This is a genomic window from Cryobacterium lactosi (assembly GCF_004403945.1).
GTDB lineage: Bacteria > Actinomycetota > Actinomycetes > Actinomycetales > Microbacteriaceae > Cryobacterium > Cryobacterium lactosi.
Genome location: NZ_SOHM01000030.1, coordinates 72,507 through 90,688 on the forward strand (window position 1 = coordinate 72,507; position 18,182 = coordinate 90,688).

Genomic DNA, 18,182 nt, shown 5'->3' on the forward strand with positions numbered 1-18,182 from the left:
CACTCTCCAGCCGGTTCTCACCAGTAGCGCTCTTCGCGCCAGGGATCGCCGTACATGTGGTAGCCGTTGCTCTCCCAGAAGCCGGGTTCGTCCTGGCGCAGCAGCTCCAAGCCGCGCACCCACTTGGCGCTCTTCCAGAAGTACAGGTGCGGCACCAGCAGACGGGCCGGGCCGCCGTGGGCCGGTTCGAGGGCTTCGCCGTCGAACTCGTGGGCGATCCAGGCCTTGCCGCCGAGCAGATCGTCGAGCGGAACGTTGGTGGTGTAGCCGCCGTAGGAGTGCGCCATGGTGAATTCGCAGTCTGACTCGACCGATTCGAACAGGGTGTCCAGCGAAACGCCGCGCCAGCTGGTGCCGAGCTTGGACCAGCTGGTCACACAGTGGATATCCTGTGTCACGTCATCCTGTTTGAGCGCGAGGAACTCGTCCCAGCTCCAGCGGTGCACCTGGCCGGTTTCGGTGGTGATGGTGAACTCCCACTCCTCCGGCGCGATCCGCGGGGTGGGCCCGGCCGAGAGCACCGGGAAACTCTCGGTGAGGTACTGGCCGGGCGGCAGCGCCGGATCGCCCTGGCGGCGGCGGCCGAAGAAGCCGGGGGAGACGATGCCCATGAGGTTCCTTTCGCTTGGCGGAAGCCTAATGGAGCATCGGCGCCCGGTCTACGGGGCCGCGGTTCCCGCGGCCAGTCCCACCAGCAACAAGGCGACATTGATCAGCAGAACCGCCGTGAGCACGATCTGCAGCCAGACATACCGCTGAGCGAGGATCGAGAGTCCGCTGAGCAGGGCGGCAAACGGCAGCGCCCAGGGGACGATCAGGATGAGTGCGAGCAGAAATGCGCCAGAACTGTCCAGGGGCAATGCAATCGCGGAGGCCCCGGCGATCGCCAGCACCACCACACCGAGGTCGCCCCACACCACTCGGGATGCCGAGTCGGACGACCGGAAGACCGAGCTGCTCAGGATCCTGCAGACGGCGCCGAGGGCGAGGAATGCCAGGGCCTGCACCACGTCGAGGTAGATCCAGGGGAATCGGCTCCATTCGCCGCGGCCGCTTAGCTGCAGGACCATGAGTATGAACCCGCCGAGGTGATAGCTCAGGGCTGCCGACATGACGCTCGTGTACCAGGACTGTGTGAACCGGGACTGTGTGAACCAGGACTGTGTGAACCGGGACTGTGTGAACCGGGACTGTGTGAATCGGAACGGCGTAGCGCGGCCAGGACGTTCGCCTTCCAGTCTTTCGCTCACGCCTCAGCCTTTCACACCGCCGCGCGCCGGAGGGGCGCACTTTCAGTGACGCGTGATCAGAACGGAGGCGGACCGGGCGGCGGGCTGTCGTAGGTGGTGGGGGTGTTGGTCGCCGGGTCGTTGGTGGCGGTGCCGAGGATGGCTGGGTCGTGGGTGGCGGGGTCGCAGGTGGCGGGGTCGTAGGTGATGGGGTCGGTGTTGGCCGGCGCGGAGGTGTATTTTCTGCCGGCGGGGGTGGTCCAGGTGAGGGCGCCGCCGGGGCCTTGGTTGGTGGTGAAGCTGGATTGGTGTTTGAGGCGGTGGCAGGGTGTGCAGAGGTGGACGAGGTTGTCCACGTCGGTGGGGCCGCCGGTGTTCCAGGGCCTGGTGTGGTCGATTTCGCTGAGGGTGGCGCGGCGGGTGCAGCCGATTCCTTGGCAGGTTCGGTCGCGGGCGTCGAGGTAGCGGCGCATATCCGCCGGTGGGGTGTATTGCTCGCGGCCCATGCTCAGTCGGCAGCCGGTCTCGGGGTGGGTGAGGATACGGCTCCAGCTGGTGGCGGTGCCGGCGATGCGGCGGGCGGTCTCGGGGTCGATCGGGCCGTAGCCCTCAAGGATCGCGGGTTCGTCGCTGCGACCCAGCAGCGTCAGTGCCGGGACGGTGAGGTGCACGGTGCCGCGGATGCCGTGGCCCAGCCCGGCCGGGCCGACGCCGTCTAGGAGCAGGTCGCGGTACGCGTCTGCGCGGCGCTGGTCCTTGGTACGGGGCTCGGCGGTGCCGGTCGGGCCGCTGCCGATCGGGTCAGTGCTGGATGGGCCGGTGCTGGTCGGGTCAGCGCCGGGTGCCGAGGCCTCGGCGCTGGTGTCGGTGTCGAGGGTGGTGGCGATGCGGCTGAGCCTGTCGTAGATCGCCTGGGCGTCCTCGGCTTTCAAGTAGGCGTTCAGCCACGCCATACCGTCGGCGTCGGGGTGGAGCACCAGCCTTCGTGTGACGAAGCCGGCGTCGGCGCGGGTCTGCAAGGGCACCGGGTGCATCCGCTCCAGGATCCGGCCGGCGACCCGGACGAACTGGGTGGAGGTGAGTTTCTCCGCTGCGGGCAGCACCTTCGTTTCGAACGCGGGCAGGATCTCCTCGGGCACCCCGTCGGTGAGATCGAGCATCTTCAGTGCGTGACCCCAGGTGATGCTGCCGCGAGCCAACGCGGCGTGGAACTGGGGTAGTTGGTCGGTGAGGCGGACGGCGTTGAACACCATGATCCCCGCCGTGCTCGCCTTCACCCGCAACGCCCCCGCGGCCTCGGCGGCCATGCACCGGCGAGCCAATTCCTCGTCGTCCCAGGCGGGGCCGTGCGCGCCGGTGTCGGGGTCGTTCCGGCCGGACTCGACCGGGTCACCGCAGAGGCCCGCGATGATCCGCGGGTCGTGGCCGAGCCGGTCCAGCTCGGCCAGCAGCCGGGTGCGCTGCGCGTAGCACGCGGCCAGCGCCTTCTCGTTGGTGATCAGCGGGTCGATCACCGCGCTGATCGCCGCCGCTATCGGGTCTACTCCGGGTGTGGCATCTGAGGTGGCCATAGGGACAGTGAATCACCCGCCACCGGCACTCCCAGGCCCGAAAAGACAGCCGTGGACAAGTGCTGAAGAGACCGGCCTGTGGAGGAGGGCCTACGCCTCCCGGGCGCAGTCGATACACAGCTCGGCGGCCGGCCGGGCCTCCAGCCGCTCGCGCCCGATCGGCTCGCCCCGGCGCAGGCAGATCCCGTAGCTGCCGTCGTCGATGCGCACCAAGGCCGCGTCGATGGCCGCCAGGGACGCGGTCAGCTCGGCGTGCACCCCCGCGCGCAGCGACCACTCGTCGGAGAGCGTCGGGCCCTCGGGGTCGTGCTCGTCATCGGCATCCCCGCCGCTGCGGGCGGCGCGCACGGCATTCAGGGTGTCACCCTGCCGGCTCAGCTCGAGCAGGAGGTCACGCCGCCGGCGTCCGAGCACGTCTTCGAAATAGCCGACCGCCGCGGCCGTCAGCGGCAGTGCTCGGCCGGCCACGATCAGGAGACCGAGACGCTGATCTCGTGCAGACCCGTGGCACCGTCCGGCGCGACATCCGCGAGCTTGCTGGTCTGCACCAGGCCCTCGGCATCCGTCGCACGAACCCGGATCGTGTGGGAGCCGCTCGGGGCGTCCCAGTCCCAGCGCCACTGGCGCCAGGTGTCGACGGAGATCGCGTCGGCGAGGGTCGCGGGGTTCCAGTCGCCGTCGTCCACCTGCACGTCGACGGCGGAGATGCCCACGTGCTGGCTCCATGCCACGCCGGCCACCGTCACTGTGCCGGCGTCGACGGTCGCGTTCTCGCGGGGCACATCCACCCGGCTCGACAGCTTCACCGGACCCTTTTCCGACCAGCCGCGGGTGGACCAGTAGGCCGTTTCCTGGTCGAACCGGGTGACCACCAGCTCGGTGACCCACTTGGTCGCCGACACGTAGCCGTACAGGCCGGGCACCACCATCCGCACCGGGTAACCGTGTTCCAGCGGCAACGGATCGCCGTTCATACCCACCGCGAGAATCGAATTGCGGTCGTCGGTGAGCGCCTCGATCGGCGTGCTCGCCGTCCAGCCGTCCTGGCTGCGGGAGAGCACCATGTCGGCGTCGGCGCGGGGCTTGGCCCGGGCGAGCAGCTCGCGGATCGGGTATCCCAGCCAGACCGCGTTGCCGATCAGGTCACCGCCCACGTAGTTCGACACACAGGCCAGCGTGGTGGTGCTCTCCTCCAACGGTAGGGCCAGCAGCTCGGCGAAATCGATCTCCACCTCGTTCTCGACCATGCCGCTGATCTTCAGGGTCCAGGTCGACGGGTCGACCCGGGGCACCGAGAGAGCGGTGTCGATGCGGTAGAACTCCGCGTTGGGCGTGATGATCGGCGTGAGACCGTCGACCGCGAACGACGCCCCGGCGGGGATGGCCGCACCCGGCACCGTCGGAGCCGGCAGGGTGAACAGCGCCCGCGCCGCATCCGCTGCCCTGCTGCCGGCGGTGAGCAGCTGGCCGCCGAGCGCCGCGAGCACGCCGACGCCCGCGCTGACGCCCGTGTAGGCGAGAAACTTGCGTCGGTCCAGCGCGGCCCGAGAGGCCGCCGCCGGGGTGACGGAGGCCGGCCGGCCGGCGTCAACGGAGGCCGCCGCGGCCGCTTCAGCCGGAGCCCGGCTGGTCTGCAGGCGCCGGGTCAGCATGCTCAGCACCAGGGCGGCGACCAGCATCGCCAGCACCGGTGGGACGGCGTCGAACGGGGATGCTCCGGCGCGGGTGAGCGCGGCCGCCAGCGCCACCAGACCCGCGGCCACGATCACGTACCGGCCGAACGGCGGCCGACGGTATTCCAGAATGCCGGCCAGCGCCGCCAGGGCCGCTGCGACCAGTGCGATGAAGACCACCAGGGCGACCTTGTCGGCGGTGCCGAACAGCGAGATCACGAGCTCCTTGGCCCAGGCCGGAGCCAGATCGATCAGGAGCGCGCCGACGACCAGCACCGGGCTGGCACCCGGTGCGATGAGCCCGGCGACCAACTCGGCCAGGCCGAAACCGGCCAGCACAGCGGCCAGACCGGCCACAGCAGCCAGCCAGGTCGTTTCCCGGCCGCGGGCGGCTGCCGGGCCGGACGATGAATCGCCGGGCGAAGCCGATGCCGACGGGGGAGACAGCGGGCTGGACATGGCCCCAGCATAGATTCGCACGCTGGGAGATATGCGGGGAATCGTGCGGGATCGGCCTTACGAAAGGCTTACGGGAGCCCGGGTTACCGCCATGTTACGAACACGAAAACGTTGCGGGAACGGGTTGGCAGACGAGGGGTGCCGGTTCTACGGTGATATCTACCCGCCACGACGAACGGTCGAACCCGACCTCCCCGTTTGTCGTCAACGCCGTCCCTGGCGCCTCGCCGTTCCATCCGCATCCCGATCCCTCGTGGATCCCGATCTCGATAGATCCCGCGACACCCGGACACCGAAGCCCACCGCCCACCCGTCAGCACCCATTGCCGGATGGTTTCCGGCGTGCGCTCCCGGATCAATCGACCAGCTCTTCGAACCAGCTCCTCGGCCCCACCCGTGACCTCCCCGGCCACGCTTGCGTTCAGCACTAGCACCGCGAACCTCGCCCGAGACCCCGTTCGCGAACCCCGGACCCCAGAATCCGGCACCGAAAAGAGAGACGGATGACCACCCTTCATCCCCGCCTAGGCGTACCCGGCCCTCCCGAATCCACCCTGGAGTCCGTGGTGCCGCCCGAGGCCATGCACCGAATTCCCGCCCACCGAGTGACCACCGACCCGCGGCAGGGCCGGCCAGCGCCCACCGGTCACGCCCATTCGCCATCCTTGGTGATGCTGGTGCTGATCGCCACCGTCGGCATCCTGGCCTACGCGAACTTCCTGCTCAACCCGGCCAGCCGTGGTGACTGGCTGCCGTATTCGTTGGTCATCGCGGCCGAGTCGATCCTGATCTTCCAGGCGCTGCTGTCGATGTGGACAATCCTGTCCGGGTCGAGCGACCCGCGGGAGTTCAATGTGCACCAGGCCCAGGCGACCCTGATCCACTCTCGATCCCTCGTCAGGGACGGTCTGATGGACCAGCCGGAGCGGTGGCCCCTGCACCTGGGCGACCAGCCCGCGACGGTCGATGTGTTCGTCACGACCTATGGCGAGGACATCGACGTGATCCGGACGACCGTGACCGCGGTACGCGCGATGCATGGCGAGCACCTCACCTGGGTGCTCGATGACGGCCGTTCGGACGCGGTGCGTGATCTGGCCGCCGAGTTGGGCGTGCGTTACCTCCGGCGGCTGAGTTCGAACGGCGCCAAGGCGGGCAACGTCAACCATGCGCTCACCGCGAGCACAGCGGAGTACTTCGTGATCTTCGACGCGGACTTCGTGCCCAAACCTGAGTTCCTGCTCGAGACCCTGCCGTTCTTCATCGATGACAGGGTCTCCTTCGTGCAGACCCCGCAGGCCTACAGCAACCTGCACAACGTCATCTCCCGCGGCGCCGGCTACATGCAGGCCGTCTTCTACAGATTCATCCAGCCCGGCCGCAACCGGTTCAACGCGGCGTTCTGCGTGGGCACCAATGTGGTCTTCCGTCGGGACGCCATCAACGACATCGGCGGCATGTACACCGACTCCAAGTCCGAAGATGTCTGGACATCACTCAAGTTGCACGAGCGCGGCTGGAAGTCCATCTACATCCCCACCGTGCTGGCAACCGGTCACGCGCCGGACACCGTGGAGGCCTACACGAAGCAGCAACTGCGCTGGGCCACGGGTGGCTTCGAGATCCTGCTGCACAGCAACCCGCTCAGCCCTCGGCGCCGCCTCACCTTCGACCAGCGGCTGCAGTACCTGGTGACCGCATCCTTCTACCTCACCGGGATCGCTCCGCTGTTGCTCCTGTTGGTGCCGCCGTTGGAGATCTACCTGGACCTGCGACCGATGAACCTCTCGACGACGGTGGTGACCTGGTTGCTGTACTACGCGGGCTTCTACCTGATGCAGGTGCTGCTGGCGTTCTACACGATGGGATCGTTCCGCTGGGAGACACTGATGCTCGCCACGGCGTCCTTCCCCATCTACGTGGCGGCGTTGGTCAACGTGCTGGTCGGCAAGGAACAGCACTGGAGCGCCACCGGCAACACGTCCAGGGTGAGGTCACCGTTCAACTTCATGATCCCGCAGGTGCTGTTCTTCGTGTTCCTCCTGCTCACATCGGTGGTGGGGGTGTGGCGTGACCTGGTTATCGGCACCCTCACCCTGGCCACGGCATGGAACGTGACCAACACGCTCATCCTCGGCACCTTCGTGGGCACGGCTCTGCACGAGTCGTACCGCGCCGGTCGTGCCCGTGCCCTGACCCGAAAGATGGTGACCTCATGACCTGGGCCAATCGGTTCAAGCTCCTCATCGGACTCGTCGCCGTCGTCGGCATCGTCGCGGTCCTCACACTGGTGTTCAACCAGCGGCAGGCCCAGGTGATGAGCGCCTCCGCGTCGATCCAGGCAGCGGAGTACCCGGTGGGTTCCGACTACGGCGGAACGGTGCTCGATCGGCTCGTCGACGATGGCGACCACGTTCGGGCCGGGCAAGCCCTGTTCACCCTGCAGAGCCCCACCCTGCAAGCGGACCTTGCCGAAGGACTGGTCACGGTCGACAGCGTGGCCTACTCGGTGGCCGACGACGGGGTGCTCACCCTGACCGCCTCCGTCGACGGCACCCTCACCGACATCACCACCGAACGCGGTTCCTTCGTGCAGGCCGGCCAGGTGCTCGCGGTCATCGACAAGACCGGGTCCCTGTTCGTGTCGGCCGACTTCGTGCTCACCAGCGGCGACTATGCGCGGATCGAACCCGGTGCCGCCGTCGACATCGTGCTGCCCAACCAGACCAGGGTGGCCGGCACGATGGACACCCTGGACGTGCAGACGGCCGACGGTCAGGCCGAAACCACAGCCAGGGTCGTGAGCCCGGATCTGGTCGACGGCGCCGCGGACGGTCTCATGGCACCCGGCACGCCGGTGACGGCCACGATCGAGCTACGCGACGACGGTCTCCTCGCCGGCGCCAGCGACGGCCTGTTCAGTTTCCTGCGGACGATCGGGCTGTGACGGTGCTGAGCATCAGACGCACACCCGCCGTGGCCGCTGCATTCGTGATCGCCGTCGCGCTGGCCGCGTGCACCACGACGGATGTCGCCGGCCCGGCCGACCGCGGAGCGGTGACGTCCGGCGCCGCCATCTTCCCCAGCGCCGAGGTCGCACCTCTCGTCGACGCGGTGCCCCACACGACTGTGAAGCCGCTGCCGGTGGCGCGCCTGGCCGATGGGCTCATTCCCCCGACCAACCGGTGGTTCTCCGGACTGGTGTTCGGCGAGCAGTCGATGCCGGTGTTCCCCCTGCCACTGTCATTCCAACTGACCGACACCGGATTCGCCTTCGGGTTGCCGACCATATCTGCAGACCCCACCGTGATCAGGGGCGGCTTCGCCGGGCAGATCGGCGTGCGGGTCGACGCCGCCCAGGACCGCCTGGAGCAGCAGGTGACCGCCTACGACGAGGCGTCCGTCACCATCGGCCAGTTCGTCGACGGCGCCGCGGTCGGCCGCACTGTGATCGCAGAGGGCTCACCGTTCGTGTCGTTCACGGCCACGGCCGAGGTGGCCCTGGCCATGCCGACGGCCTTCGCCGAGGCCCAGGGCGCGGCCGGCGGGGCGTGGACTGTCGACGTGGCCGGCGACACCTACGGGCTGGTGAGCGACGGAACGCTCGCCGACGGCACCGATCTGACGCTCGCAGCGGGCCAGTCCGCGACCTGGTTCGCCCTGCCGGACGGCGGTGATCAGGATGCCTTCGTCGAGGCGGCCACGCACCCGGTCAGCGGCACCCGCCTCGAGTACAGCTCGGACGCCGATTCCGCGACCACGACCATCCACTACGACACCGACGACGGCGGCGACACCCTCATCGCCGTGATGCCGCACCAACAGGAGGGTCGTGCCGGGAAGCCGGCCTGCGCCGCGGGGGAGTACCGGAGCATCTATGGCACTCTGACGGTGTGCCAGGGGCCGACGCTGGACTGGTCGGTGCCCACTGTCACGCCCAGCGGCGCCCTGGACCTCGCGGCCCTCGGCGGCGACGACCGCGAACGGCTGGCCGACCAGGTGCGGGCGGATGTGGCCGGCACCACCACCTTCGCCGCCGACACCTACTTCGGTGGCAAGTCGCTCTACCGGGCCGCCAACCTGCTCGAGGTGGCCCGGCAGGTGGGCGCCGATGACGCGGTGACTGCCCTGACGGACCGCCTCAGTGCAGCCCTCGACGACTGGATGGACCCCGACGGCTGTGCGGTGCGCACCGAGCGCTGCTTCGTCTACGACCCCGACGCCCGGGGACTGGTGGGCCTGGCGACATCGTTCGGCTCGGAGGAATTCAACGACCACCACTTCCACTACGGCTACTTCTTGTATGCCGCGGCGGTGGTCGCGGCCGAGAACCCCGACCTGGCCGGGCGCTGGGCCCCTGTGCTCAACCTGCTCGCCGCCGACCTGGCCACCAGCGGCGGCAGCGACTACTTTCCCGACCGTCGGGTGTTCGACGCCTACGCCGGGCACTCCTGGGCCAGCGGCACCTCGCCGTTCGGTGACGGCAACAACCAGGAGTCCAGCTCGGAGGCCGTGACGGCGTGGAACGGGTTGGCCTTGTGGGCCGACGTGAGCTCGCAGGCGGGCCTGGCGACCGAGGCCGGCTGGATGCTCTCCAACGAGGCCGCCTCCTCCCTCGCCTACTGGACCGACTTCGACCTGGCCGACCCGGTCTACGCGGGCTTCGACCACACCGTCACCTCGCTGGTCTGGGGCGGCAAACGCGACTACGCCACCTGGTTCAGCGCCGAGCCGAGCGCCATGCTCGGCATCCTGGTGCTGCCGATGAGCCCGGTCGCGGACTACCTCGGCGGTGACCCCGACAGGGTTCAGGCCAACCTGGGCGAGGCCCTACCCGGATCGACCTATGACGTGATGTTCGGCGATTACCTGCTGATGTACTCGGCGTTGCAGGGCCGGGAAGCGGCATCCGCAGCCCTGGACGCCGCCAAAGGGCTGCCGGAGGCACGGATCGACGACGGTAACAGCCGCGCCTACCTGCTGGCCTGGCTGATGCAGCACGCCGCCTGACCAGGGTGTCGGCTCCGTCCGGCTGGCCGGTGCAGGTGCCCACCAGCCGGATAGGGGAGGATTGGGGATCATGGCAACCCTCACCGCCCTCCCGCACGTCACCGATCCCGACCAGCTTTTCGAGGCCTTCGAGGGCTGGGCAGCGGATGCGGGCTTGCGCCTCTACCCGGCGCAGGAGGAAGCAGTCATCGAGATCGTGTCGGGGGCGCACCTCATCCTCTCCACCCCCACCGGCACCGGCAAGTCGCTCGTGGCCGTCGGTGCGCACTTCGCCGCTCTCTCGGCCGGCAAGCGCACCTTCTACACCGCCCCGATCAAGGCGTTGGTGAGCGAGAAGTTCTTCGCGCTGGTGGAGATCTTCGGCGCCGAGAACGTGGGCATGATGACCGGTGACTCGTCGGTCAACTCCGACGCCCCGATCATCTGCTGCACCGCCGAGATCCTCGCCAACCTGGCGCTGCGAAACGGCGAGGACACCCCGGTCGACCAGGTCGTGATGGACGAGTTCCACTTCTACTCCGACCCCGACCGCGGCTGGGCCTGGCAGGTGCCGCTGCTGCTGCTGCCGCGCGTGCAGTTCATCCTCATGTCGGCCACCCTGGGCGACGTCACCGACATCGCCGCGGACCTGTCCCGGCGCACCAACCGCGACACCGCCGTCGTCACCGGTGTCGAGCGCCCCGTGCCGTTGCACTACTTCTACGAGACCACCCCGGTGCACGAGACCGTCGAGGACCTGCTCAAGACCGGCCAGGCGCCCGTGTACATCGTGCACTTCGCGCAGGCCGCCGCGCTCGAACGCGCCCAGGCGCTCTCCAGCGTGAAGGTGGTCACCAAGGAGCAGAAGGAGGCCATCGCCGAGCTCATCGGCGAATTCAGGTTCACCACCAGCTTCGGCAAGACCCTCTCCCGGCTGATCCGGATGGGCATCGGCGTGCACCACGCCGGCATGCTGCCCAAGTACCGCCGGCTGGTGGAGCAGCTCGCCCAGCGCGGCCTGCTGCGGGTGATCTGCGGCACCGACACCCTCGGCGTGGGCATCAACGTGCCCATCCGCAGCGTGCTGTTCACCGCCCTGACCAAGTACGACGGCGTGAAGATGCGCCAGCTCAACGCCCGCGAGTTCCACCAGATCGCCGGCCGGGCGGGCCGGGCCGGCTTCGACACCGCCGGCACCGTGATGGTGCAGGCGCCCGACCACGAGACCGAGAACCTCAAGGCCATCGAGAAGGCCGGCGACGACCCCAAGAAGCGGCGCAAGATCGTGCGCAAGCGCGCCCCGGAGGGCTTCGTCTCCTGGGGGGAGCCGTCGTTCCGCCGGCTCGTCGACGCCGAACCGGAGACCCTCACCTCGAGCATGCAGATGACCAGCGCCATGCTGATCAACGTGATCGCCCGCGGCGGCGACGCCTACGCCAACGTGTACTCGCTGGTGTTCGACAACCACGAGCCGTGGAAGCGTCAACTCGCCCACGCCCGCCGCGCCCTGGGCATCTACAAGACCCTGCGCGCGGCCGGGATCGTGGAGCAGGGTGCGGACGGCAGCATCCGTCTCACTGTTGACCTGCAGGCGAACTTCGCGCTCAACCAGCCGCTGTCGCCATTCGCCTTGGCTGCGTTCGACCTGCTGGATATCGAGGCGCCCACCTACGCGCTGGACATGATCTCGGTTCTCGAGTCCACTCTCGACGACCCGCGCCCGGTGCTGATGGGCCAGCAGTTCGCCGCCCGCGGCGAGGCCGTGAACGCCATGAAGAGCGAGGGCATCGAGTACGACCAGCGCATGGAGCTGCTCGAGGAGATCACCTGGCCCAAACCCCTGGACGAGCTGCTCAGCTACGCATTCGAGACCTACAAGCAGTCCCAGCCCTGGATCGCCGACTTCCCGCTGCGGCCCAAGACCGTGGTGCGCGACATGTACGAACGCGCCATGTCGTTCGGCGAGTTCGTGGCCTACTACAAGCTCGCCCGCAGCGAGGGTGTGGTGCTGCGCTACCTCTCGGATGCCTACCGGGCCGCCCGGCAGACCATCCCGGACGAAGCCAAGACCGAGGACCTGCTCGACCTGATCGAGTGGCTCGGCGAGCTCGTGCGGCAGGTGGACTCCAGCCTGCTCGACGAGTGGGAGGAACTCATCCACCCCGACCTGGCCGCACACGAGGCCACCGCGCACGCCGTGGTGCCGCCCGCGCCGCACCGGCTCACCACCAACACCCGGGCGTTCCGGATCCTGGTGCGCAACGAACTCTTCCGCAGGGTGCAGCTGGCCGCGCTGGAGAACTACGACGCGCTGGGCGACCTCGACCGCGACAGCGGCTTCGGGGCGGATGCCTGGGCCGACGCCATGGACGGCTACTTCGCCGAGCACGACGAGTTGCTGGCCGGGGCGAACGCGCGCGGCGCCGGGCTGCTCATCCTCGACGAGGGCGCCACGGTGTGGACTGCCAGGCAGATCTTCGACGACCCGGCCGGCGATCACGACTGGGGCATCAGCGCCCGGATCGACCTCGCCGAGTCCGACGAGCTGGGCATCCCGGCCCTGACCGTGACCGGAATCAACCGGCTCTAGCTTCCCGCCCTCGGCAGAAAAGGACCTCGGATGGATGCACCCAAGAAGCGACTGGCCGTTCGCACGGATGTCCTCGACGCCGTGGATCACGGCCTGCTCGGGTTGCTGCGCTCCAATTCGCGGCTGTCGAACGCCGCCCTGGCCGCCTCGGTGGGCATCGCCGCGTCCACCTGCCTCGAGCGGGTGCGGTCCCTGGTGACCCGCGGCGTGATCCGCCGGTTCACCGTGGATGTCGACCCGGCCGCGCTGGGCCTGGGCGTGCAGGCGTTGATCAGCATCAACATCCACTCCGGCGCCCGGTCGCAGATCACGCCGTTCGCCACCCGCATCCGCGACCTGCCCGAGGTGGTGCAGTTCTTCTTCGTGGGCGGCAACGAAGATTTCCTGTTGCACGTGGCCGTGCAGGACACGGCAGGCCTGCGTCGTTTCGTGGTCGACAATCTCTCGGCCGACCCTGTCGTGGCGGCCACCCGCACCAGCGTCATCTTCGACCACGTGACGCCGCCGCTCTAGCCGGAAGGGCGTAACCTCGGGCCATGGCCAATTCAGATATTCAGCCGGAATCCCCGATCAACACGCCGAAGCCGGCTCCCAAGCCCGGCCCGCGACCCGGACCGGGCCCGCAGCACGGCGCCCGGGCGGATGCGCGACCGGCCCCGACTGTCGCCGGCCCCACGGCAGCCAGGCTGACCGGGCCGATCCGCGCGGCCGTGATCGGCTACGGGCTCTCCGGCCGGGTCTTCCACGCGCCGTTCCTCGCGGCCAACCCCGACTTCTCGCTCGAGGCCATCGTGACCGGCGACCCGGAGCGCGGCGCCCGGGCCACCGAAAGCTACCCCGACGTGCGGATCGTGCCCACGGCGGAGGCGCTGTTCGCTCAGGCGGCCGACCTCGACGTCGTGGTCATCGGCACCCCGCCGGACACCCACGTGGCCCTGGCCAACGCGGCCCTGGACGCGGGCCTGGCCGTCGTCATCGACAAGCCGTTCGCGGTGGATTCCGAGCAAGGCTGGGCGTTGCTGAACCGGGCCGAGAGCCTGGGACTGCCGCTGACGGTGTTCCAGAACCGGCGCTGGGACGGCGATTTCCTCACTCTGCAGGCCCTCCTGGCCGACGATGCCCTCGGCGACGTCTACAGGTTCGAGTCCAGATTCGAGTTCTTCAAGCCGGGGACCCCGCGCAGCTGGAAGGCCGGCGCGACGCCGGCCGCGGGCGGCGGCGTGCTGTACGACCTCGGCGCCCACCTGATCGACCAGGCCGTGCTCCTGTTCGGCCCGGTCGACGACTTCACCGCCGAGCTGTCCACCCGCCGGCCCGGCGGCGCCGCCGACGACGACTCCTTCGTGTCTCTCCACCACGGGTCGGGGGTGCGCTCGCACCTGTGGGTGAGCTCCTTCGCCGCCCAGGCCGGACCACGGTTCCGGGTGCTCGGCTCGGCCGCCGGCTACACCAAGTGGGGCGTCGACGGACAGGAAGCAGCCATCCAGGCCGGCAACCTGCCCAGCGACGCCGACTTCGGACTCGAGCCGGAAGCCACCTGGGGTCGGCTCGGAGCGGACGGGGCCAGCCAGGTGGTGCCGACCCAGCGCGGACACTACGCGGCCTTCTACGAGGGCCTGGCCGACGCCCTGCTCCGCGGTGCTCCGCTGCCGGTGAACGCCGTCGACTCGGCGCACACCATCGAACTGATCGAACGGATTCACGCCTCGGTGCGGTGAGGCGGGGATCAGCCCGTTGTGGTCCAGTCGAGGTTGATGACCTGACGCAGGTAGATGTTCTCGCCGAGCCCGGACACCTTCGGGTTCATCCGTAGCAGCTGCTGCATCGGCAGATCGAACCGCTGGGCGATGTCGAAGAACGAGTCGCCCTCGATCACGGTGTAGCTGATCGGTTCGCCAGCGCCGTTGTACTCAGGTGCGGCCTGGGCGCCGGGAATCGCACCGTTGTCGACAGCGGGGCCCTCCGGGATGGGCTCGGCCGGCACATCGGGGTTCGGAACGGGCTCCGGCGCGGGCGCCTCCGCCACCGGTTCCTGTGTCGGGGCCGGGGTGGGCGTCGCTGTGGGGGTGGGAGTGGGCGTCGGGGTGATCACGATCGTCTGGGTGACCACCGGAGCAGGCGCCGCGGCGCAGCCGGCCAGGACCAGCCCGCCGGAGAGCACGGCGGCCAGCGCGATCGCGCGTCCGGTGCGAAAGAATGCGGTGCGCGGCTGTGCCGGCAGGTTGTGGCTGAGATTGTCGATGGTGTACCCCCGGGAACCTAGCTTAGGTCAGGGATTTGGCCGGGGGCACCCCGCCGGTGTGCCCACTGCGGGGGAGGGTCAGCACTCGATGACGTTGACCGCGAGGCCGCCCTCACTGGTTTCCTTGTACTTGGTCATCATGTCCAGGCCGGTCTGCCGCATGGTCTCGATCACGGTGTCCAGCGACACCAGGTGGGTGCCGTCGCCGTGCAGGGCCAACCGTGCCGCGGACACGGCCGTCGACGCGGCGATGGCGTTGCGTTCGATGCAGGGCACCTGCACGAGGCCGCCGACGGGATCACAGGTGAGGCCGAGGTGGTGCTCCATGGCGATCTCCGCCGCGTTCTCCACCTGGCGGGGGGTACCGCCCAGCACGGCGCAGAGCGCCCCGGCGGCCATGGCACAGGCTGAGCCGACCTCGGCCTGGCAGCCGCCCTCCGCGCCGGAGATCGAGGCGTTCGCCTTGACCAGGGAACCGATGGCCACCGCGGTGAGCAGGAACCGGCGGATGCCGGCCACACTGGCGCCGGGCACGAAGCGCAGGTAGTAGTGCGCGACGGCGGGGATGATGCCGGCGGCGCCATTGGTGGGCGCCGTCACGACGCGGCCGCCGGAGGCGTTCTCCTCGTTCACCGCCAGGGCAAAGGCGTGCAGCCACTCCGTGGAGGTGTCCCGCTCCCGCTGGGTCTGACCGTCATATTCTTCCAACTGCATACGAATCGCCGAGGCGCGGCGTTTGACGCCGAGCCCGCCGGGAAGGGTTCCGTCGACGCGGAGCCCGGCCTCGACGCAGGCGTGCATCGCCGACCAGATCGCGTCCAGTCCAGCATCCAGCCTGTCGGCGCCGTGCACGGCTTCCTCATTGGCGCGGGCCACGTCGCAGATGCCGATACCGTGATCGTCGCAGAGCGCCAGGAGCGCCGCGCTCGAGGCGTACGGCATCGGCTGGACGAGAGTCGAGGCGGGCCGGATCGGGTCGCCGTCGCGGCGGATGAAGCCGCCGCCGATCGAGTAGTAGGTCTCCTCGAGCACAGCGGGAGCGGCCGGGTCGTCGCTCCAGGCCGAGAGAGTCATCGCGTTGGGGTGGCCGGGCAGCCGGGTGCGGGGTTCGAAGACCACGTCGCTCTGCTGCACAGGCACCGGGTGCACGCCGTTCACCAGCAGGGTGGCGCCAGGGGCGAGGTGGGCCCAGAGGTTGCGCACCTCGTCGGGGTCGCAGGCCTCCGGGCGGAGGCCCGCCAGGCCGGCCAGGATGGCGTCCGGAGTGCCGTGGCCGAGACCGGTCGAGCCCAGGGAGCCGAAGAGTGAGCACCGGATGCGGCGCACCTCGGCCAGCCGGCCGCTCTCGGCCAGGTGTTCGGCGAAGGCCAGCGCGGCCCGCATCGGGCCGACCGTGTGGGAACTGGATGGACCGATTCCGATGGAGAAGAGGTCGAGAGCCGATACGTACGCTGTCACTCGCCCCATCGTACGCGGACCGCGCCGCCTGCGGAGCTAGCGGATGGTCTTGCGGGCCGTGATCTGCCCGGTGTCGAAGCCGAGCAGGTGCAGCCCGCCGTGGAACCTGGCGTGCTCGATCTTGATGCAGCGGTCCATCACGATGGTCAGCCCCTTCGACTCGCCGTACTCCGCCGCCTCCTGGTTCCAGATACCCAGCTGCACCCACACGGTCTTGGCGCCCACAGCGAGGGCGTCGTCGATCACGGACGGGATGTCGGAGGCCTTGCGGAACACGTCGACGATGTCGGGCACCTCCGGCAGTGACGCCAGGTCGGGGTAGGCCTTCTCGCCGAGGATGGTGTCGGCGCGCGGGTTGACGAAGTAGACCCTGTAGTCGCTCGACTGTTGCAGGTAGGTTCCCACGAAGTAGCTGGAGCGGGCGGGATTGGGGGAGGCGCCCACGATGGCGATGGACTTCGCGCGCCGCAGGATGCCCAGGCGCGCCTTGGCGTCCGGTCCCTCCCAGGTGCGTTGGGTGCGCAACAGCTTGGCCAGGGGGGAGTTGGTGGGAACGCTGCAGCTCAGGCCGTTGGTGAGCTGAACGGTTTCGGTGCTGTTCACGGTGTCGGTGCTCATGACGCTCCTGACGTGCCTGCGGCCTGCGCAAGGGCCTGGTCGAGATCGTAGATGATGTCGTCGACATCCTCGATGCCCACGCTGATGCGCACCAGACCGGCCAGCACGCCGGCGTCCACGAGCTGCTGCTCGCTCAGCTGGGCGTGCGTGGTGGAGGCCGGGTGGATCACCAGGGTCTTGGCGTCGCCGATGTTGGCCAGGTGGCTGGCCAGGTCGACCGATTCGATGAAGGTGCGGCCGGCGTCACGGCCGCCCTTGACGCCGAAGCTGAACACCGAGCCCGGACCCTTGGGCAGATACTTGAGGCCGCGCTCGTAGTGCGGGTGGCTGGGCAGACCGGCCCAGTTGACGAAGTCCACGCGCGGGTCGGCGTCGAGCCATTCGGCCACGATGCGGGCGTTGTTCACGTGCGCCTGCAGCCGGTACGGCAGCGTCTCGACGCCCTGGGCGAGCAGGAACGCGGAGTGCGGGGCGAGCACCGGGCCGATATCGCGCAGCTGCTCGGCGCGGAGGCGGGTGAGGAAGGCGTACTCGCCGAAGTTGCCCGACCACTCCAGGCCGCCGTAGCTGGGCACGGCCTCGGTGAAGAGCGGGAACTTGTCGCTGTTCCAGTTGAACCGGCCGCTCTCCACGACCACGCCGCCCAGGGTGGTGCCGTGGCCGCCGAGGAACTTGGTGGCCGAGTGGATGACGATGTCCGCGCCCCATTCGATCGGCCGGCACAGGTACGGCGTGGCGATGGTGGAGTCGATGATCAGCGGGATGCCGGCGGCGTGCGCCACGGCAGCGAGGCCCTCGATATCGGCGACCTCACCGGACGGGTTGGCGACGGTCTCGGCGAAGATCAGCTTGGTCTTGTCGGTGATCGCCGCGGCGTAGTCGGCCGGGTCGGCGGACTGCACAAACGTGGTCTCCACCCCGAAGCGGCGCAGGGTGACGTCGAGCTGGGTGATCGAACCGCCGTAGAGGTTGGCGCTGGAGACGATGTGGTCGCCCGCGCCGGCCAGGCTGGCGAAGGTGATGTACTGCGCGGCCAGGCCCGAGGCGGTGGCGACGGCGCCGAGGCCGCCTTCCAGGCTGGCGATGCGTTCTTCGAATGCGGCCACGGTGGGGTTGGACAGCCGGGAGTAGACGTTGCCGTACTTCTGCAGGGCGAAGCGGGCGGCGGCATCCGCGGTGTCATCGAAGACGAAAGCGCTGGTCTGGTAGATGGGCAGAGCCCGCGCTCCCGTGACGGCGTCGGGGATGTTCCCGGCGTGGATTGCCCTGGTCGTGAAGCCGTACTCGCGATCTGCCATGGGAGTACGCTACCGGCCCGGTGCCGGACCGCGGCCCGGCGGCGTAACAGAGCGC

At 69.2% G+C, this 18,182-nt stretch carries 15 protein-coding genes; 6 read left to right on the forward strand and 9 right to left on the reverse strand.

What is annotated here, in order from left to right:
* Positions 1–17: 17 nt before the first annotated feature.
* The 5 genes from E3T61_RS12825 to E3T61_RS12845 form a co-directional block, all read right to left on the reverse strand.
* Positions 18–611 carry a sulfite oxidase-like oxidoreductase gene (locus E3T61_RS12825; RefSeq protein ID WP_134641250.1) on the reverse strand — a complete coding sequence of 198 codons (594 nt, stop codon included), beginning with the start codon at positions 609–611 and terminating at the stop codon, positions 18–20.
* A gap of 48 nt (positions 612–659) precedes the next feature.
* Complete coding sequence (locus tag E3T61_RS12830; protein ID WP_134641251.1) at positions 660–1,112, reverse strand: hypothetical protein; 453 nt, start codon at positions 1,110–1,112, stop codon at positions 660–662.
* A 194-nt stretch (positions 1,113–1,306) separates the two neighbouring features.
* Positions 1,307–2,800 carry an HNH endonuclease signature motif containing protein gene (locus tag E3T61_RS12835; protein ID WP_134641252.1) on the reverse strand — a complete coding sequence of 498 codons (1,494 nt, stop codon included), beginning with the start codon at positions 2,798–2,800 and terminating at the stop codon, positions 1,307–1,309.
* A 90-nt stretch (positions 2,801–2,890) separates the two neighbouring features.
* Complete coding sequence (locus tag E3T61_RS12840) at positions 2,891–3,268, reverse strand: TraR/DksA family transcriptional regulator (RefSeq protein ID WP_241992552.1); 378 nt, start codon at positions 3,266–3,268, stop codon at positions 2,891–2,893.
* Between the two features lie 2 nt (positions 3,269–3,270).
* Positions 3,271–4,932, reverse strand: coding sequence for a molybdopterin-dependent oxidoreductase (locus E3T61_RS12845; protein WP_134641253.1), 1,662 nt, complete (start codon positions 4,930–4,932; stop codon positions 3,271–3,273).
* Between the two features lie 503 nt (positions 4,933–5,435).
* Here E3T61_RS12845 and E3T61_RS12850 point away from each other — a divergent pair.
* The 6 genes from E3T61_RS12850 (at position 5,436) to E3T61_RS12875 (ending at position 14,229) form a co-directional block, all read left to right on the forward strand.
* Positions 5,436–7,151: a glycosyltransferase family 2 protein gene (locus E3T61_RS12850; protein ID WP_241992553.1), complete on the forward strand. Its 1,716-nt coding sequence runs from the start codon at positions 5,436–5,438 to the stop codon at positions 7,149–7,151.
* On the forward strand, positions 7,148–7,879 hold the full coding sequence (locus E3T61_RS12855; protein ID WP_166793228.1) for an efflux RND transporter periplasmic adaptor subunit: 732 nt from the start codon (positions 7,148–7,150) through the stop codon (positions 7,877–7,879). Before E3T61_RS12850 ends, E3T61_RS12855 begins: the two co-directional genes overlap by 4 nt.
* On the forward strand, positions 7,876–9,942 hold the full coding sequence (locus tag E3T61_RS12860) for a glycosyl hydrolase (RefSeq protein WP_134641255.1): 2,067 nt from the start codon (positions 7,876–7,878) through the stop codon (positions 9,940–9,942). Before E3T61_RS12855 ends, E3T61_RS12860 begins: the two co-directional genes overlap by 4 nt.
* A gap of 70 nt (positions 9,943–10,012) precedes the next feature.
* Complete coding sequence (locus E3T61_RS12865) at positions 10,013–12,511, forward strand: DEAD/DEAH box helicase (protein WP_134641256.1); 2,499 nt, start codon at positions 10,013–10,015, stop codon at positions 12,509–12,511.
* A 30-nt stretch (positions 12,512–12,541) separates the two neighbouring features.
* Complete coding sequence (locus tag E3T61_RS12870; RefSeq protein ID WP_134641257.1) at positions 12,542–13,024, forward strand: Lrp/AsnC family transcriptional regulator; 483 nt, start codon at positions 12,542–12,544, stop codon at positions 13,022–13,024.
* 23 nt (positions 13,025–13,047) lie between these two features.
* A complete protein-coding gene (locus E3T61_RS12875; protein WP_134641258.1) occupies positions 13,048–14,229 on the forward strand; it encodes a Gfo/Idh/MocA family protein in 1,182 nt (393 codons plus the stop codon).
* Positions 14,230–14,237: 8 nt separating this feature from the next.
* Here the strand turns inward: E3T61_RS12875 and E3T61_RS12880 are convergent, their stop codons facing one another.
* The 4 genes from E3T61_RS12880 to E3T61_RS12895 form a co-directional block, all read right to left on the reverse strand.
* Entirely contained in the window at positions 14,238–14,672 is a 435-nt protein-coding gene (locus E3T61_RS12880) for a LysM peptidoglycan-binding domain-containing protein (RefSeq protein WP_206751529.1), read from the reverse strand.
* Positions 14,673–14,831: 159 nt separating this feature from the next.
* On the reverse strand, positions 14,832–16,211 hold the full coding sequence (locus tag E3T61_RS12885; protein ID WP_134641260.1) for an L-serine ammonia-lyase: 1,380 nt from the start codon (positions 16,209–16,211) through the stop codon (positions 14,832–14,834).
* 36 nt (positions 16,212–16,247) lie between these two features.
* The gene (locus tag E3T61_RS12890; RefSeq protein WP_134641261.1) at positions 16,248–16,829 is read right to left on the reverse strand and encodes a CoA-binding protein; all 582 of its coding nucleotides are present in this window, start codon (positions 16,827–16,829) and stop codon (positions 16,248–16,250) included.
* Complete coding sequence (locus tag E3T61_RS12895) at positions 16,826–18,127, reverse strand: O-acetylhomoserine aminocarboxypropyltransferase/cysteine synthase family protein (RefSeq protein ID WP_134641262.1); 1,302 nt, start codon at positions 18,125–18,127, stop codon at positions 16,826–16,828. Before E3T61_RS12895 ends, E3T61_RS12890 begins: the two co-directional genes overlap by 4 nt.
* Positions 18,128–18,182: the final 55 nt, after the last annotated feature.

What these genes read in the sequence shown, in the direction of transcription:
- E3T61_RS12825 (WP_134641250.1), bottom strand. Translation starts at nt 611, where the DNA reads ATGGGCATCGTCTCCCCCGGCTTCTTCGGCCGCCGCCGCCAGGGCGAT.
- E3T61_RS12830 (WP_134641251.1), bottom strand. Translation starts at nt 1,112, where the DNA reads ATGTCGGCAGCCCTGAGCTATCACCTCGGCGGGTTCATACTCATGGTC.
- E3T61_RS12835 (WP_134641252.1), bottom strand. Translation starts at nt 2,800, where the DNA reads ATGGCCACCTCAGATGCCACACCCGGAGTAGACCCGATAGCGGCGGCG.
- E3T61_RS12845 (WP_134641253.1), bottom strand. Translation starts at nt 4,932, where the DNA reads ATGTCCAGCCCGCTGTCTCCCCCGTCGGCATCGGCTTCGCCCGGCGAT.
- E3T61_RS12850 (WP_241992553.1), top strand. Translation starts at nt 5,436, where the DNA reads ATGACCACCCTTCATCCCCGCCTAGGCGTACCCGGCCCTCCCGAATCC.
- E3T61_RS12855 (WP_166793228.1), top strand. Translation starts at nt 7,148, where the DNA reads ATGACCTGGGCCAATCGGTTCAAGCTCCTCATCGGACTCGTCGCCGTC.
- E3T61_RS12865 (WP_134641256.1), top strand. Translation starts at nt 10,013, where the DNA reads ATGGCAACCCTCACCGCCCTCCCGCACGTCACCGATCCCGACCAGCTT.
- E3T61_RS12870 (WP_134641257.1), top strand. Translation starts at nt 12,542, where the DNA reads ATGGATGCACCCAAGAAGCGACTGGCCGTTCGCACGGATGTCCTCGAC.
- E3T61_RS12875 (WP_134641258.1), top strand. Translation starts at nt 13,048, where the DNA reads ATGGCCAATTCAGATATTCAGCCGGAATCCCCGATCAACACGCCGAAG.
- E3T61_RS12890 (WP_134641261.1), bottom strand. Translation starts at nt 16,829, where the DNA reads ATGAGCACCGACACCGTGAACAGCACCGAAACCGTTCAGCTCACCAAC.
- E3T61_RS12895 (WP_134641262.1), bottom strand. Translation starts at nt 18,127, where the DNA reads ATGGCAGATCGCGAGTACGGCTTCACGACCAGGGCAATCCACGCCGGG.